The 14032-nt window shown below is 67.0% G+C and carries 7 protein-coding genes and 1 tRNA gene; 5 read left to right on the forward strand and 3 right to left on the reverse strand.

The genetic code is table 11. The features are described from left to right. Positions 1-98: 98 nt before the first annotated feature. Both leuD and L8F96_RS05225 read left to right on the forward strand, forming a co-directional pair. Positions 99-725: a 3-isopropylmalate dehydratase small subunit gene (gene leuD, locus L8F96_RS05220; protein WP_125944103.1), complete on the forward strand. Its 627-nt coding sequence runs from the start codon at positions 99-101 to the stop codon at positions 723-725. After that, positions 688-1689: an NADPH:quinone oxidoreductase family protein gene (locus tag L8F96_RS05225; RefSeq protein WP_125944102.1), complete on the forward strand. Its 1002-nt coding sequence runs from the start codon at positions 688-690 to the stop codon at positions 1687-1689. The genes leuD and L8F96_RS05225 overlap by 38 nt, the downstream gene beginning before the upstream one ends. Before the next feature lie 79 nt (positions 1690-1768). Here L8F96_RS05225 and L8F96_RS05230 read toward each other — a convergent pair whose 3' ends face one another. Both L8F96_RS05230 and L8F96_RS05235 read right to left on the reverse strand, forming a co-directional pair. After that, a complete protein-coding gene (locus tag L8F96_RS05230; protein WP_334655380.1) occupies positions 1769-6388 on the reverse strand; it encodes an NAD-glutamate dehydrogenase in 4620 nt (1539 codons plus the stop codon). An 85-nt stretch (positions 6389-6473) separates the two neighbouring features. Beyond that, positions 6474-7292: a PAS domain-containing protein gene (locus L8F96_RS05235; protein ID WP_052742564.1), complete on the reverse strand. Its 819-nt coding sequence runs from the start codon at positions 7290-7292 to the stop codon at positions 6474-6476. A gap of 160 nt (positions 7293-7452) precedes the next feature. Between L8F96_RS05235 and L8F96_RS05240 the strand changes: the two genes are divergently transcribed. The 3 genes from L8F96_RS05240 to L8F96_RS05250 all read left to right on the forward strand — a co-directional run bounded on the left by L8F96_RS05240 (position 7453) and on the right by L8F96_RS05250 (position 12636). Next, positions 7453-7528, forward strand: a tRNA-Thr gene (locus tag L8F96_RS05240). A gap of 471 nt (positions 7529-7999) precedes the next feature. Continuing rightward, positions 8000-10510 (forward strand): TonB-dependent receptor, encoded by a 2511-nt coding sequence (locus L8F96_RS05245; protein ID WP_334655382.1) that lies wholly within the window; start codon positions 8000-8002, stop codon positions 10508-10510. A gap of 188 nt (positions 10511-10698) precedes the next feature. Beyond that, positions 10699-12636 carry an FUSC family protein gene (locus tag L8F96_RS05250; protein ID WP_334655384.1) on the forward strand — a complete coding sequence of 646 codons (1938 nt, stop codon included), beginning with the start codon at positions 10699-10701 and terminating at the stop codon, positions 12634-12636. A gap of 42 nt (positions 12637-12678) precedes the next feature. Here L8F96_RS05250 and L8F96_RS05255 read toward each other — a convergent pair whose 3' ends face one another. After that, positions 12679-13950 (reverse strand): ArsB/NhaD family transporter, encoded by a 1272-nt coding sequence (locus tag L8F96_RS05255; RefSeq protein ID WP_334655386.1) that lies wholly within the window; start codon positions 13948-13950, stop codon positions 12679-12681. Between the last annotated feature and the right edge of the window lie 82 nt (positions 13951-14032).

The following is a 14032-nucleotide window of genomic DNA, read 5'->3' on the forward strand; positions in this document are numbered from 1 at the left end:
GTATTCGTCCTGCTGATCGCAGGCTCACTGCTCAGCGGCGTCGCGGCCTATAGCGCGATCGCCACCCCCAGCACGCTGGCCACGGTCCAGCAACGCTGATGGAGGCCGTTCGTACCGTTTCGGGCAAGGCCTATCCGTGGGGCGCGAAGAACATCGACACCGATGTGATCATTCCCGCCCACTGGCTGAAGACCATTACGCGCGCCGGCCTTGGCCGCGGCGCGTTCGAGACGGTGCGCGCGCAGCCCGGCAACATCTTCGACGATCCCGCCTATGCCGGCAGCCCGATCCTGATCGCTGGCGATAATTTCGGCTGCGGATCCAGCCGAGAACATGCCGCTTGGGCGCTGGGCGACATGGGCATCAAGGCGGTGATCGCGCCGAGCTTCTCCGACATCTTCTCCGGCAACGCGTTCAAGAACGGGATCGTACCCGTTGTTCTGCCGCAGGAAGCGGTGGACCGCCTGATCGAAGTCGCGAAGACCGATGAGATCACCATCGACCTGGAAACGATGACCGTCACCACACCCTTCCAGGATCGCTTCACCTTTGAACTGGACCCGTTCCGTCGCCAGTGCCTGATGGAGGGGCTGGACGAGGTCGGTCTGACGCTGGCAAGGGATACCGCGATTTCGAAATACGAGACGATGCTTGATGAGCATCGTCCGTGGATTGCGGGAGAGACGAATGCGAGCATTGCTGTCGAGGGCGCCGGGCGGACCTGAAACGCTGGAGATTGGGGAGCTTCCCGATCCCGTTGCCAAACCCGGTGAAGTGATCGTCGCCGTGAAGGCATGCGCGATCAATTATCCCGACGTGCTGATCATCCAGGACAAATATCAGTTCAAGCCGCCGCGCCCCTTCGCGCCGGGCGGTGAGGTGTCGGGCGTCGTCGAAAGCGTCGGCGAAGGCGTGACGGCGTGGAAGCCGGGCGACCGGGTGATGGGCAACACCGGCAACGGTGGCCTCGTCGAGAAGATCGCGATGAAGGCAGACAACATCTACGCCATCCCCGACGAGCGTTCGTTCGAGGAAGGGGCGGCGATGCTGCTCACCTATGGCACGACCATCCACGCGCTGGTCGATCGCGGTAACATCAAGGCGGGCGACAATCTGCTGGTCCTGGGCGCAGCGGGTGGCGTCGGCCTGGCCGCGGTCGAACTTGGCAAGGCGTTCGGCGCACGCGTTGTCGGCGCGGTGTCGAGCGAGGAAAAGGCACAGGCGGTGCGTGATGCAGGCGCCGATGACGTCATCATCTATGGCCGCGCGCCCTTCTCCAAGGACGAGAGCAAGGCACTGGCCGATACCTTCAAGGAAAAGGCCGGCAAGAACGGGTTCGACATCGTCTATGACGCGGTCGGCGGCGACTATGCCGAGCCTGCGCTCCGCTCGATCGCCTGGGAAGGCCGCTATCTCGTGATCGGCTTCCCCGCCGGCATTCCCAAGATCGCGCTGAACCTGACCCTGCTGAAGAGCTGCGACATCCGCGGCGTGTTCTGGGGCGCTTACGCGGCGCGCGAGCCGGTGAAGAACCGCGCCAGCATCAAACAGCTGTTTGATCTGTGGGCAGAGGGCAAGATTGCGCCCAAGGTGACCGAGATCTTCCCGTTCGACCGGGGCGGCGATGCAATCGCGAAGATGGAAAGCCGCGCGGCAATCGGCAAGCTGGTGGTGCGCGTCGCCGATTGATCGGCTCGCGCCGTCGCGGCGCGGCTGAGCAAACAAGGAAGAGCCCCTCCTCACCACGAGGAGGGGCTCTTTTTCTGGTCTAGCGGCCGAGCAACACCCGCGCTTGGCTGGCTACCTGCGCCAGCATCGCGGCGCTCGGTGCGGCAGCGCCGCGTGCGCGGCTCACCACGGCGGTGAAGCGGGCCACGGCCGCCTCGTTCTCCGTCAGCCACGCATCCACCGCATCGATGTCGGCGCGATTGTCGCGGGCGAGGAAATCCAGCCGCATCTGCTCGAAGTCACGGGCGAGCCCCGCTACCAGCAGCCGCTCCCACGGGTCGGCCGGCACCAGCCGCGCCGCCATCGCCTGGGCCCAGTCGATGCCCAGCGCTGCGCCCAGCCGCGTATAAGCGCGGGTGAGCTTGGTTTCGTCGGTGTGGTTCTTGCCGCTCAGATCGACGAGGCCGATCGCGCCGTCCATTTCATGCAGCCGGACGACCCGCGCCACCAGCGACGCGGGCGCGCCGGTGGCGGTCAGCGATTCCGCCATCCGCGCGCTGGCGGCACGTGCCTCCTGCAGCAGCAGCTCGCTCGCCTGCCCTTCCAGCTTGGCGACGCCGCCGCCAATCCGCTTCAGCACCTCGCCCGGCATCGTGCCGGGATCGACCACCCGCAACAGGTCCGCCACCTGCCCGCGCACGGCGCGCGCCACGCCTTCGAACAGCGCGAGGCGGCCGTCCTCCGACATGGCGGTCGTCTCGATGTCGCGCCACAGCGCGCCGAGGTCGAACAGCCGCTCGACCACGACGAACATCGACGCCACATCGCCGAGTGCCGCGCCTTCCTCTTCCGCCAGTTCGAACGGGTTGAGCAGGCCGATGCGATTGACAATGCGGTTGGCGAGCTTCGTCGCGACGATCTCGCCGCGCAGCTGGTGCTCGTCGATCGCCTTGCCGAACTTCTCCTGCATCGCCGTCGGGAAGGCTGCGCGCAGGTCCGGCTCCAGCAAGGCGTCGGCACCAAGGCCCGCCTGCTCGATCGCATCCTGAAGCGCGAGCTTGGCGGTCGACAGCAGCACCGCCAGTTCGGGCCGGGTCAGCCCCTCACCCTCCGCCGCGCGGCGCGACAGGTCGGCGTTGGACGCCAGCCCCTCGACGCGTCGATCCAGCCGGCCCGCCGCCTCGAAGATCTCGATCGCGCGGATGTAGCTGGGCACGGCGCGCACGCCGCCACGCTCGGCGATCGACAGCGCCAGCGTCTGGAGCCGGTTATCCTCCAGCACCAGATGGGCGACATCGTCGGTCATCGCCTCGAGCAGCGTGTTGCGATCGTCGAACGCGAGCCGCCCTTCGGCCATCTCGCGATTCAGCGCGATCTTGATGTTCACCTCATTGTCCGAACAATCGACGCCGGCCGAATTGTCGATGAAGTCGGTATTGATCCGGCCACCTTTGGCCGCGAACGCGATACGCGCGGCCTGGGTGACGCCCAGATTGGCCCCTTCGCCAACCGCGATCGCGCGAAGGTCCTCCGCGTCAACGCGCAGCCGGTCATTGGCGGGATCGCCGACGGTCGCATTGTTCTCCGACGCCGCCTTCACATAGGTGCCGATGCCGCCGAACCAGATGAGGTCGACCGGCGCCTTCAGGATCGCCGAGATCAACGCCGTGGGCTCGATCTCGTCCACCGCGATGTCGAGCGCCGCCTTCACCTCCGGGGTCAGGCGGATGGTCTTGGCAGTGCGCGAGAAGACGCCGCCGCCAGCCGAGATCAGCCCCTTGTCATAATCCTCCCAGCTCGACCGTGGCAGCGCGAACAGCCGCGCCCGTTCGGTCCAGCTTGCCGCCGGATCGGGATCGGGATCGAGGAAGATGTGACGGTGGTCGAACGCCGCGACGATCTTGAGCGTCTTGGACAGCAGCATGCCGTTGCCGAACACGTCGCCCGACATGTCGCCGCAGCCAACCACGCGGATCGGCTCGCGCTGCACGTCGACGCCGCGCTCCGCAAAGTGGCGCTGTACCGATACCCAGGCGCCCCGCGCGGTGATGCCCATCGCCTTGTGGTCATAGCCGTGGCTGCCACCGCTGGCGAAGGCGTCGCCGAGCCAGAACCCACGCTCCAGCGCAATCGCATTGGCAACGTCACTGAACGTCGCCGTGCCCTTGTCCGCCGCGACCACGAAATAGGGATCCTCGCCGTCGTGGACCCGCACGCCGTCCGGATGCACCACCTCGCCCGCGACCACATTGTCGGTGATCGACAACAAGGTGCGGATGAAGATGCGGTAGCTCTCGGTACCCTCCGCCAGCCATGCATCGCGATCGACCGCCGGACTGGGCAATTGCTTCGGATAGAAGCCGCCCTTCGCGCCGCTCGGCACGATGACCGCGTTCTTGACCCGCTGCGCCTTCATCAGGCCGAGGATCTCGGTGCGGAAATCGTCGCGCCGGTCGGACCAGCGCAGGCCGCCGCGCGCGACCGGGCCGGAGCGCAGGTGGATGCCCTCCACGCGCGGGGAATAGACCCACACCTCGCGCCACGGCAGCGGTGCCGGCAGCCCGGGGATGCGGCTGCTGTCGAGCTTGAACGCCAGCGCCTCTGCCGCCGCCGGCGCGAAGGCGTTGGTGCGCAGCGTCGCGGCGATCACCGCCTTGAACGCGCGCAGGATGCGGTCGTCGTCGATCGCCACGATCGTGTCGAGCCCGGCCGCGATTTCCGCATCGATCGCCTCGACATCCCCGGTCGCGGCAGGATCATGCGCCAGCGTGAAGCGGTCGATCAGCGCCTTGGCCAGCACCGGTGCACGGCCGAGCGCATCGGCCACCGTCGACAGGCCGTAGGTCATCCCCGCCTGACGCAGATAGCGGAACCAGGCGCGGTACAGCAGCACCGCGGACGGGGTAAGGCCAGCCACCAGCATCAAGCGGTTGAAGGCATCATTCTCCGCCACGCCCTTCAGCACCGCGGTGATCGCCTCTTCCAGGACGACGCGGTCGATGTTGGCGACATCGCCCTGCGGCTGAACCATGAAATCGTGGACGAAGCTGTCGCTGTCATCGCGCAGCCGCGTCGGCAGTTCGCCGATCACGCGGTAGCCGAAATTCTCCAGCACCGGCACCGCTTCGGACAGCGCCAGCGCGCCATGCGACTTGTAGATCTTCAGCCGGTGATCATCGCCCGCCACCGTCGGGTAGATGTGCACCGCTCGATCATTCTCGTCCGCCAGGTCGGAGACGCGCAGCACGTCCTCCGCCGCTTCCTCCGCGGTCGACAGGTTGCGATAGTTGGGCGGGAAAGCCCCGGCCCAGCGGATCGCCAGCCGGGCCGCGCGCGAAGGCGTGATACGCTCGGCCAGCGCCGCCTCCACGTCGCGCTCCCAGCCGCGCACCATCTTTTCGAGCCGCGCATCGAGCGGCGCGACGTCGGGAACGACGCCGGACTGGCGCAGATCGATGGTGTAGCGGATTAGCGCGACACGGCCGTCCTCCAGCGCGATCGACCAGTTGAGGATCGACCCGTTGGCCGCTTCCGCCAGCATATCGCCGATCGCCACGCGCCGCGCGGTCGACAGATCGTCACGCGGCACCCAGGCGAAGGCGAACAGGTGCCGGCCCAGTGCGGAGCGGACCAGCACCAGCTTGGGCCGCGGGCGATCGGCAAGGCTCATTGCCGCGAGCGCCAGTTCCTCGACCGATTCCGCGGACACGGCGGTGACCAGATCGTGCGGCAGGGTGGCCAGCGCGTGGGTCAGCGCCTTGCCGGTATGGCCGAGCGGATCGAACCCGAGCTTTGCCTCCAGGTCGGCCAGCCGCTGGCGAAGCACCGGCACGCTGCGCGGCGGGGCGTTGAGCGCGGCCGAAGTCCACAGGCCCGCGTGGATCGACAGCCCGGCGACCGTCGCGCCGCGACAGATCGGCACGACGACCAGGTCAAGCGGTACGCGCCGGTGCACCGGCGACAACAGGCTGGACTTGAGCAGCAATGGCGCGGACTTGCCGCTGTTGAAGTAATCCATCGCCAGCCGGCGCGACCGTTCGGCGAGCAGCGGCGGCTCATGCTCATGACGGCTGATGCCCAGCGGCTCGCCATCGCTGCTGCCGTCGGCGAGCCAACGCTCGTGACCCAGCAGGGTGAAATGCCGATCGAGGAACCAGCGAATCAGCGCGGCGCCTTCCGCATCGCCGCCAACATCCTCGATGCTGGCGGCATCGGCCGCGAGCGTCGCCTGCATCCGGCGCCAATCGGCCACCGCCACGCGCACATCGGCCAGAGCGGCCGTCAGATCGTCAACCAGTTCACGTCGTTCACGCGCATCGGCGCGCTCGGTTTCGATATAGATCATCGATTCGCGGTTGCCCGCTTCGTCCACGCTCTCCAGCGCGCCGTCGGCATCGCGGCGCACCGGCACCACGGGATGAAGGATCCGGTCGATGGCAAGGCCGTGCGCCCCGATCATGCCGGCAATCGAATCGACCAGGAAGGGCATGTCGTCATTGACGATCGCCAGCCGCATCCGGCGCTGGGGGCCGTCGCCCGGCAGCTGCTCCAGCGTTACCGCCGCAGTCCCCGCCGCGCGGGTCTGCGCGGTCGCGGCAAGGAAGGCGGCCGCCTCCATCCGCTCGTCCGGACCGAAGCCGTCCAGTTCCCCCGGGAGAGCGCCCTTTGTGAGCCGCTCGGCTAGCGCTTGCGTCAGCGCCTTCATCGAAGCTTTCGACATGGCCGCGGCCTATGCGCCGCCCTGTCGCGGGGCTCAACCCCAGTTAGGTGGCGCGGGGTCTTATCAACGGCTTCGGAAGCAAAGTTCAGCCGATCGTCGTCGATACCCGCCGGATCAGGTCCTGGTCCTCACTGACGCTGCCGATCACATCGAACATGCCATCGCCGCGCGCCTTCGCCAGCAGCACGACCATCTGGTCGGCTGCCGAGGGCAGGTCGAGCGCCAATGTCGCCAGCGGGGTGCGCGCAGGGGGCGCCTCTGCCTCGCTGCCGCGCGACGCGCCGGGGCCATCTGCCCAGACGGCGCCGACGACCTCATGGCGCGGTGCGCTGCGCACCGCCGCGTCGAGCTCCGCGGCAAGCATCGCCTGCTCCTCGGCGCCGACGATCTCCTTCCAGTTAATCACGCCATAGACGAAGTCGATCGTTTCGCCGTTGGACGTGAACGGCATCAGGATGCCGCGATACAGCGTGTTGTGGCCACGCGTGCCGACGAACTCGGCCTCGAAGCCGATCGGCGCACGGTTCGCGATGATCTTTAGATAATGATCGGTCAGCCGCGACAGCAGCGAGCGTGCGGGCACCTGCCCGATGCGCGAGATCGCACGATCGACGCCGCATTCCTCGCGCAGCGCGTCGCCCAGGAAGGTGATGACCGGATCGTCGAGCCCGTCGGTGAAATCGAGCAGGACGCCGTGCGCGCCAAAATCCATGTTGCCGGCGGGATCAAGATCGCTGATCCGCGGATACGCGCCGCCCTTCAGCAGCGACACCCAATGGTTGTACGCGCGCACGTGCATGCGCCGCTCATCGGCGCCGATCGCAAACGTCGCCTCGCCGATCCCACCATCGGTCGGATCACTGCCCCGGTCCGCGCCGGGCCGATCGAAGCCGCGGTTATCCATGCCATCATCCCTCTGGACGTCTTGTCCGTCCCGCCTTGTGCCACGACCATGGTAAAAAGCGCGTAAATTCTCGGCCGTGCCCATGTGAGCGACAGCCACTTGCGCGCCACGCAAACCCCTGCTAGGCGCCCGCTTCCAGCGCGCTCGCCAGAGCGCCCGTGCCGCTTTAGCTCAGCTGGTAGAGCATCGCATTCGTAATGCGGGGGTCACAGGTTCGAGTCCTGTAAGCGGCACCACCTTCTTTATGGCACTTCTGCGAACGCGCACGGCGACCGGGTGATTGAAGCATAAGTTGCTTTGGCGCCGTCGCCTAAAGCAGTCCTGGGCGCACAAGAGCTTCCTGCCGCTGGTCGCGCCTAGCCGCTATCAGGCCGCGTCCGCCTTGTCGGCAAGAAAACACCGCCACCACGCTGCAATGCAGGTACTGCCGTCATTGATGTCACAGCCGCAGACCCAGTTCAATCGCCAGCATGATCCAAGTCGACCACCTGATGTCTTAACAAGCATAAGGAAACGCCCGCCTTATTTTCACCAACAACGACCGCTCATCATGGCGCGCTTCCAAGACGGAACCGCATTAATGATGACGGGGGTCAGTGAAACAAGATCGTCCCAGCCGCAGGCTCTCCTCCACGGTTACGTGGCATCTTAGAACCGCTTTCCTCACCAATTGTCTGCTTCTTGCGAATGTCGCAGACGCTCAGGAGGTGGAGATCGGTCCCAGCGCCACGCCAGCGGACGCATCGGCGGAACAAGGCACAGAACCGGACCGCGACATCGTTATCCTTGGCCGACGCGTCGCCGGAACTGCGATCGCTGACGTTGCGCCGATTGCGGTACTTGACCAGGACGCCATCCGCTCGATCGGCGCGACCAGCCTGAAGGAACTGATCGAGCGGCTGAAGCCATTGACGTCGTCGGTGGATGGTAGCGAGCCGGTCTATTTGTTGAACGGCCGCCGCATCTCGGGCCTCGCCGAACTGGGCACGCTGCCGCCGGAGGCGATCGAGCGTACCGAGGTGCTTCCGGAAAGCGAGGCGGCAAGGTTTGGTTTCCCGCCAACCGTGCGCGTCTCCAACTTCGTGACCAAGAAGCACTTCCGCGGACTGCTGATCCAGCAGCTTGCCGGCTCTACGACGGACGGTGGCGGGGAGACCAATTATGTCGAGGCGAACGCAACGCGTATCGACGGCCCGCGCAGGCTGTCGCTCAGCGCGGCGATGTTCCGTCACAATCCGGTGCTGCAATCGGAGCGGGACATCGCCCCCGATCCCGATGCGCCGTTCGCGATCGGCGGCATCGTCACCGGCCTGGACGGGGGAAGCATCGATCCCGCGCTCGACGCACTCGCGCGGACGCCGGTCATGCGGGCACCGGTCCCATTCGATGCCGACGCCCGACAGCGGTTGAGCGGCTACCTTCCGGGCGCACATACGTTGCCCGGCACCGATATCGGCGCCTTTCGAACGCTCGCGCAGCGTCAGGACATGGTCAACGCCAGCGCCACCGTCGCATCCCCCATCGGCAAGGCGATCGACGGGTCACTCAACCTGTCGATGGAGGCGCAGATACATCGCGGGCTCAACGGCCTCGCGCCCGCAATCGTGCCGGTGCCGGGTGACAGCGGCTTCCTGCCCTTCACGCAGGATGTGTTGCTCTATCGCTACCTGCCCGGCATCCCGCTGCGACAGCGCAACAGGAACCTCAACCTGCATGCTGGCGGCACGGTGCAGGGCGGGATCAGCCGGTGGAGCTGGAACGTCACCGGCAGCTATGATCGCTTCCGCAGCAAGGCGCGCTCCGACCAGGGAATTGTCCTTGATCCATTCATTGCTGCCGTGGCGGCCGGCGCAGATCCGCTCGCTCCGATCCCCGTGGACGGCAGCAATCACGTGCTGGTCGATCGCCGCGACACCGTAACCGACACGTTGGTCACCAAGGCCGTCGCGAACGGCCCATTGCTGCGCCTGCCCGCCGGGGATGCTCAACTAACGGTGTCGGCGGACCTCGCCCGCTCCAGCAGCAGCGGCGACCAGTTCGTCACCCCGGGCCAACGCATCGGTTTCGCCAGAACCGTCAAGACCGGCAGCCTGAGCGCCGCCCTGCCGATCGCGTCGCCCGACCGTGACGTGCTGCCGTTCCTCGGGCGGTTTGCGCTCAGCGGCATGATCGGCATCACGGACGTCTCGCAATTTGGACAGCTGGTAAATTACAGCTACGGCGCGACATGGTCGCCGGAGCGGCGGGTCCAGCTTAGCGCGACGATCAGCGATGCGCTGACACCCCCGGCGATCGCGCTGTTGACCAACCCGCTGGTGACCAGCCCGAATACCCCCTTCTTCGATTTCACCAATGGCAGCAGCACGTTCGTGACCACGCTGACCGGTGGGCGCGCCGAGCTGTTGCCAGAACGGCGGCGCAGGTCACAGTTCGGCATCGCGCTGTCACCGATCGGGAACAAGGAACTGCGGCTCAGCCTCGATTATATCGACACGAGCTTCTCCAACCAGACCGCCAGCCTCGGCAGTGCGACGCCGGCATTCCAGGCCGCTTTCCCGGACGCGTTCATCCGCGATCCCGCCGGGCGCCTGGTCAGCGTCGACCTGCGCCCGGTGAACCTCGCCAGTGAGCGGGACCGTCAGCTGCGGCTCGCGTTCAACCTGTCGACCCCGATCGGCAAGGCCCCGCCACCGCCGCCTGCGACCGACGATGCTCCTGCCGGGTCGCCGCCACCGCCGCCGCCCAAGCCGCGGCCGACCATCAGCGCCTTCGTGACGACGACGCTGCGGCTGGAGAATCGCCTGGTCCTGCGGCCGGGCGCCGCCCCGCTCGATCTGCTCGACGGCGCGACCCGGGACGGCACCGGTGGGCGCCCCAGATGGGAGACCGAGATCGACCTGCGCGGAACGGCCGGGCCGCTGAGCCTTGGCCTCTACGGCCGCCTCAGGGGCGCGACGCGCATCCGCAGCGAGCTTGCCTCCGCGGACCTGTTCTTCTCGGGCCGGACGTGGCTTGTCGCCTATGGCTCGCTCGACGCAAGCAAGGTCGTCAGCGAGCCCTGGGCCAGGAACGTGTCGCTGATGTTCACGATCGAGAACCTGCTCAACGACCGGATCAACGTCACCGACCGAACCGGCGCCACCCCCAACCGCTTCCAACCCGCCTATATCGATCCGCTCGGCCGCTCGATCCGGCTGGGTGTCAGGAAGAAATTCTAGGCGCCGACGGTCACGGCACCGGGTGTGTCTCGCGCTGGCCCGCCCCGGCCGGGACGCCGCGGCGCATCGTGGGACAAACACGTAACGCTCGTTCCATGTCCTGCGGGTTACACTCGCCCGCAGCACCCTCTTGTTGCCGTCCACCTGGCCCGATCGGCGCCGCCGCGCCCAACATGAAGTCGCCCGTGATGACACGCATTCAACGGCTCCGACTGCGGATCCTGGAAGTCGATCCCTCGCTCCTTGCCCTGCGCATGTCGGGGTGCGTCGTCGTGTCGATGATCGTCGTTGCCGGCGTCATGACGCTGATCGGCAAGGCCTATCCCCTGCCCCGCCCCGCCTATGTGCTGGCGTTGATCGCGACCATGCAGGGGACGCTGCAGGTCAACGACCGGACCGAATCTGCGCGCGCGACGACCCGCATCTATGCCGTCATCGCCTCGTTCGTGGCCATCGCAGCGATGGCGGCGGCGCACGATTCGCTTCGGATCATCAACATCCTGCTGGTGATCATCGTCTTTGCCGCCAGCTATGCTGCACGCTTCGGCACGCGCTGGCGCGCGGTCGGCGTGTTCGCCTTCATGTGCGCGACGGTCGCGGCCTTCCTGCAAGAGGATGAGCGGGACCTGTGGTCGGCGGCAGCGGCCTTGGTGATCTCCGCCGCGGTGGTCCATGTCCTGCGCCATTTCATCATGCCGGATGATCCGGCGCGCGAGTTCAGGCGCCTTGTCGCAGCGGCCCTGTCCGTATCGAAGCAGCTGCGCGGGGTCGCCGCCAGCGCCATGCCCCCCAAGGCGGCGAGCCCACGCGCCGGCAAGAGGCAGATGGCGGACCTTCACCTCGTCACGCGCACGCTCGGTGCGGACATCAGGGCGTGCCAGGCGTCGCTCCCGCTGGAGGTCCCCGACCAGCATTCCGCCGTGACCGCGATCACCCTGCGGCTGCTCGACTTGCATTTCGCGGCCGAAACGCTGGTCGAGCGGATCACCCGACGAGAACGACAGGCCGCGGACTACCACGAGGGCAGCATCGCAAAGGCGCTGCAGGACGTGCAGGATGCGGAGGACGCGCTGAACGCTGCCGTCGCCACGCTGCCGCCGACATTTACCGCGGCCGGTGGCGCCAAGGCGCCGCCCGCCCCCACCGGCATCCTGCCGCGACGCGGGGAATGGCTGCGCGACCAGACGCTGCGGCAATCGCTGCAAGTGACGCTCGCCTGCGCGCTCGCCGCGGTGGTGGGGGAGGCGGTTTCCGGCCAGCGCTGGTTCTGGGCCGTGATCGCCGCGTTCATGATCTTCAACAACACAAAATCGGGCACGGCGGTGGCGATCAAGGGGCTGGACCGCGCCTGGGGTACCGCAATCGGCATCGTCATCGGCATCGCGCTCGCGACGCTGACCCACAATCACCTGTTCTGGCTCAGCGCCGCGCTGGCGATCTCGATCTTCGCCACCTTCTTCATCGCGCGCGTCTCCTATGTCGCGATGAGCCTGTTCCTCACCATCGCTCTGTCACTGATCTACGGCCTGATCGGCATCTTCACCCCGGAACTGCTGGTCCTGCGGCTGGAGGAAACCGCGGTCGGCGTGGCGTCGGGAATGCTCGCCGCGCTGCTGCTGCTGCCGATCAGCATCCAGCAGCAGGCAACCACGGCGATGAATGCGCTTCTCTCCGCGCTTGGCGACCTGCTGCTCTCCGCTGCCGAGACGTCGGAAGGGAGCGAGGGTCACCCGCTGGCGCTGAAGGCAACCGCGGTCGATCACGCACTGGAGGGCGTGCTGACCGCCTTCGCGCCGCTACGCACCGCATGGTCGTTCGGCACGATGCTCACTTCCGGCCGCGACGTGCTGAGGCAGGCGCAACTCATGACCTACACCGCGCGTCGGCTGGAACGCAGCATCCGCCATCATCCACCAACCCCGGACGAGATCCAGGCAATGCGCGCGCTGGGGGAGCGCCTGAAGGCGGCGGCCGGTGCCCCTGCGAGTGCCGAAGCGCGCGGGACGTCAGCACCCACCGGTGCGGCGGCCAACATGTCGGGACCGGATGACATGACCGGATCGTCGCTCGCCATCCTGACGCGAACCCTCGATAAGATCGAGACCGAGCGCCACGCCGCTCCCTGAGCGCCGCCCCCTTCTCGGTGCCCCCTGCACGGCGCCCCGCGCTCAGATCCACAGCCAGAGGCCGGCGATCACCATCGTCGCCAGCGTCACCAGGCAGCCCGCCTTGGAAAACTCGCCGCCCGATATCCGCACCCCGCGATCCTTCGCCTGCTCGACGATGATGATCCCCGCAAGGCTGCCGAACACGACCAGGTTGCTGGAGAAATGCGTCCCCAGCGACAGCGCCGCGCCCAGAGCATTGGGATCGGCATCGGCATGAAGATACGGCACCAGCATCATCACCGCGGGATTGTTGCCGACCAGGTCGCTGATGACGCTGCTGATCAGGAACAGGACCGGCGGGTCGGCAAGGTTGATGCCCTGCGACGCAAGGTCGGTCACCAGTTTCTGCGGCAGTCCGGTGGCGGAAAGCCCGGCGTTGACCACGAACAGTCCTATCACCAGCAGCAGGAGATCGCCGTCCACCTCATGCAGCAGCGACCGGGACGACACCTTGCGGCTGAGCAGCAGGAAACCCGCCGCGGTCAGCGCGATGGTCTCGCGCGGCCAGTCACTGAAGATGAAGGCCAGAATAACCGCGACCGCCGTGACCGCCGCCTTCAGCGTCTCGCCAAGCGAGAAGGGCGGCGGCTCGGACGTCTCCACCGTCTTGGCCGACGCTGCTTCCGCGCCGGCGCCCCGACCTGCGCCCGCCTCCTGATTTGCCGCCGGCAGGGCCCAGCGATTGCGGTAGAGCATCGAAATGACGCCCCAGATCACCGGCAGCGACAGCAGGGCGGGCCCGACGGTTATTTCGGACAGGCCGGCGAAGGACAAATGCAGCTTCTGCGCGGCGATGATGTTCTGCGGGCTGCCGATGATCGTGCCCGCCGCGCCGGTGTTGACGGCAAAGCAGAAGCCGAGGAGGAACGGCACCGGGTTCAACCCGCGCGCCATGGTGATCGACAGCAGCAGCGGGCACATCGATACCGCGACGACATCGTTGGTCAGGAATGCCGCCATCACGCCGCCGACCACGATCAGCAGCGCGAGCAGGCCACGTTCCGACATCTTCGAGCCCGCGGCCTTGCGCGCGAGCCAACCGTAGAAACCGGACACGACAAAGGCCGAGGACACCACCATCAGCCCGAACAACATGCCCATCGTCGAATAATCGATCGCGCTCCACGCCTGCTGCGGCGTGATGCTGCCGACCGTCATCATCGCCATGCCGCCGATCAGCGCCGCGCCGGTGCGCCCCACCCGGAAGAACGGCAGCGCACCCAGCCCCATCACCAGATACACGAGGAAGAAGATGACGAGCGTCAGGTCCATGGCATCACCGATTGCACCTCAGGCGGCAGGCGGATCATGGGGCGGCGCGTGCAACCGGCGCCCGGCCGCCAGATGACGAACC

It is taken from the genome of Sphingomonas panaciterrae, from assembly GCF_036890205.1.
Classification (GTDB): Bacteria; Pseudomonadota; Alphaproteobacteria; order Sphingomonadales; family Sphingomonadaceae; genus Sphingomonas; species Sphingomonas panaciterrae.

Excerpts from the sequence above, each read along its gene's own strand:
- leuD (WP_125944103.1), top strand. The coding sequence starts at position 99 with ATGGAGGCCGTTCGTACCGTTTCGGGCAAGGCCTATCCGTGGGGCGCG.
- L8F96_RS05225 (WP_125944102.1), top strand. The coding sequence starts at position 688 with ATGCGAGCATTGCTGTCGAGGGCGCCGGGCGGACCTGAAACGCTGGAG.
- L8F96_RS05230 (WP_334655380.1), bottom strand. The coding sequence starts at position 6,388 with ATGTCGAAAGCTTCGATGAAGGCGCTGACGCAAGCGCTAGCCGAGCGG.
- L8F96_RS05235 (WP_052742564.1), bottom strand. The coding sequence starts at position 7,292 with ATGGATAACCGCGGCTTCGATCGGCCCGGCGCGGACCGGGGCAGTGAT.
- L8F96_RS05250 (WP_334655384.1), top strand. The coding sequence starts at position 10,699 with ATGACACGCATTCAACGGCTCCGACTGCGGATCCTGGAAGTCGATCCC.
- L8F96_RS05255 (WP_334655386.1), bottom strand. The coding sequence starts at position 13,950 with ATGGACCTGACGCTCGTCATCTTCTTCCTCGTGTATCTGGTGATGGGG.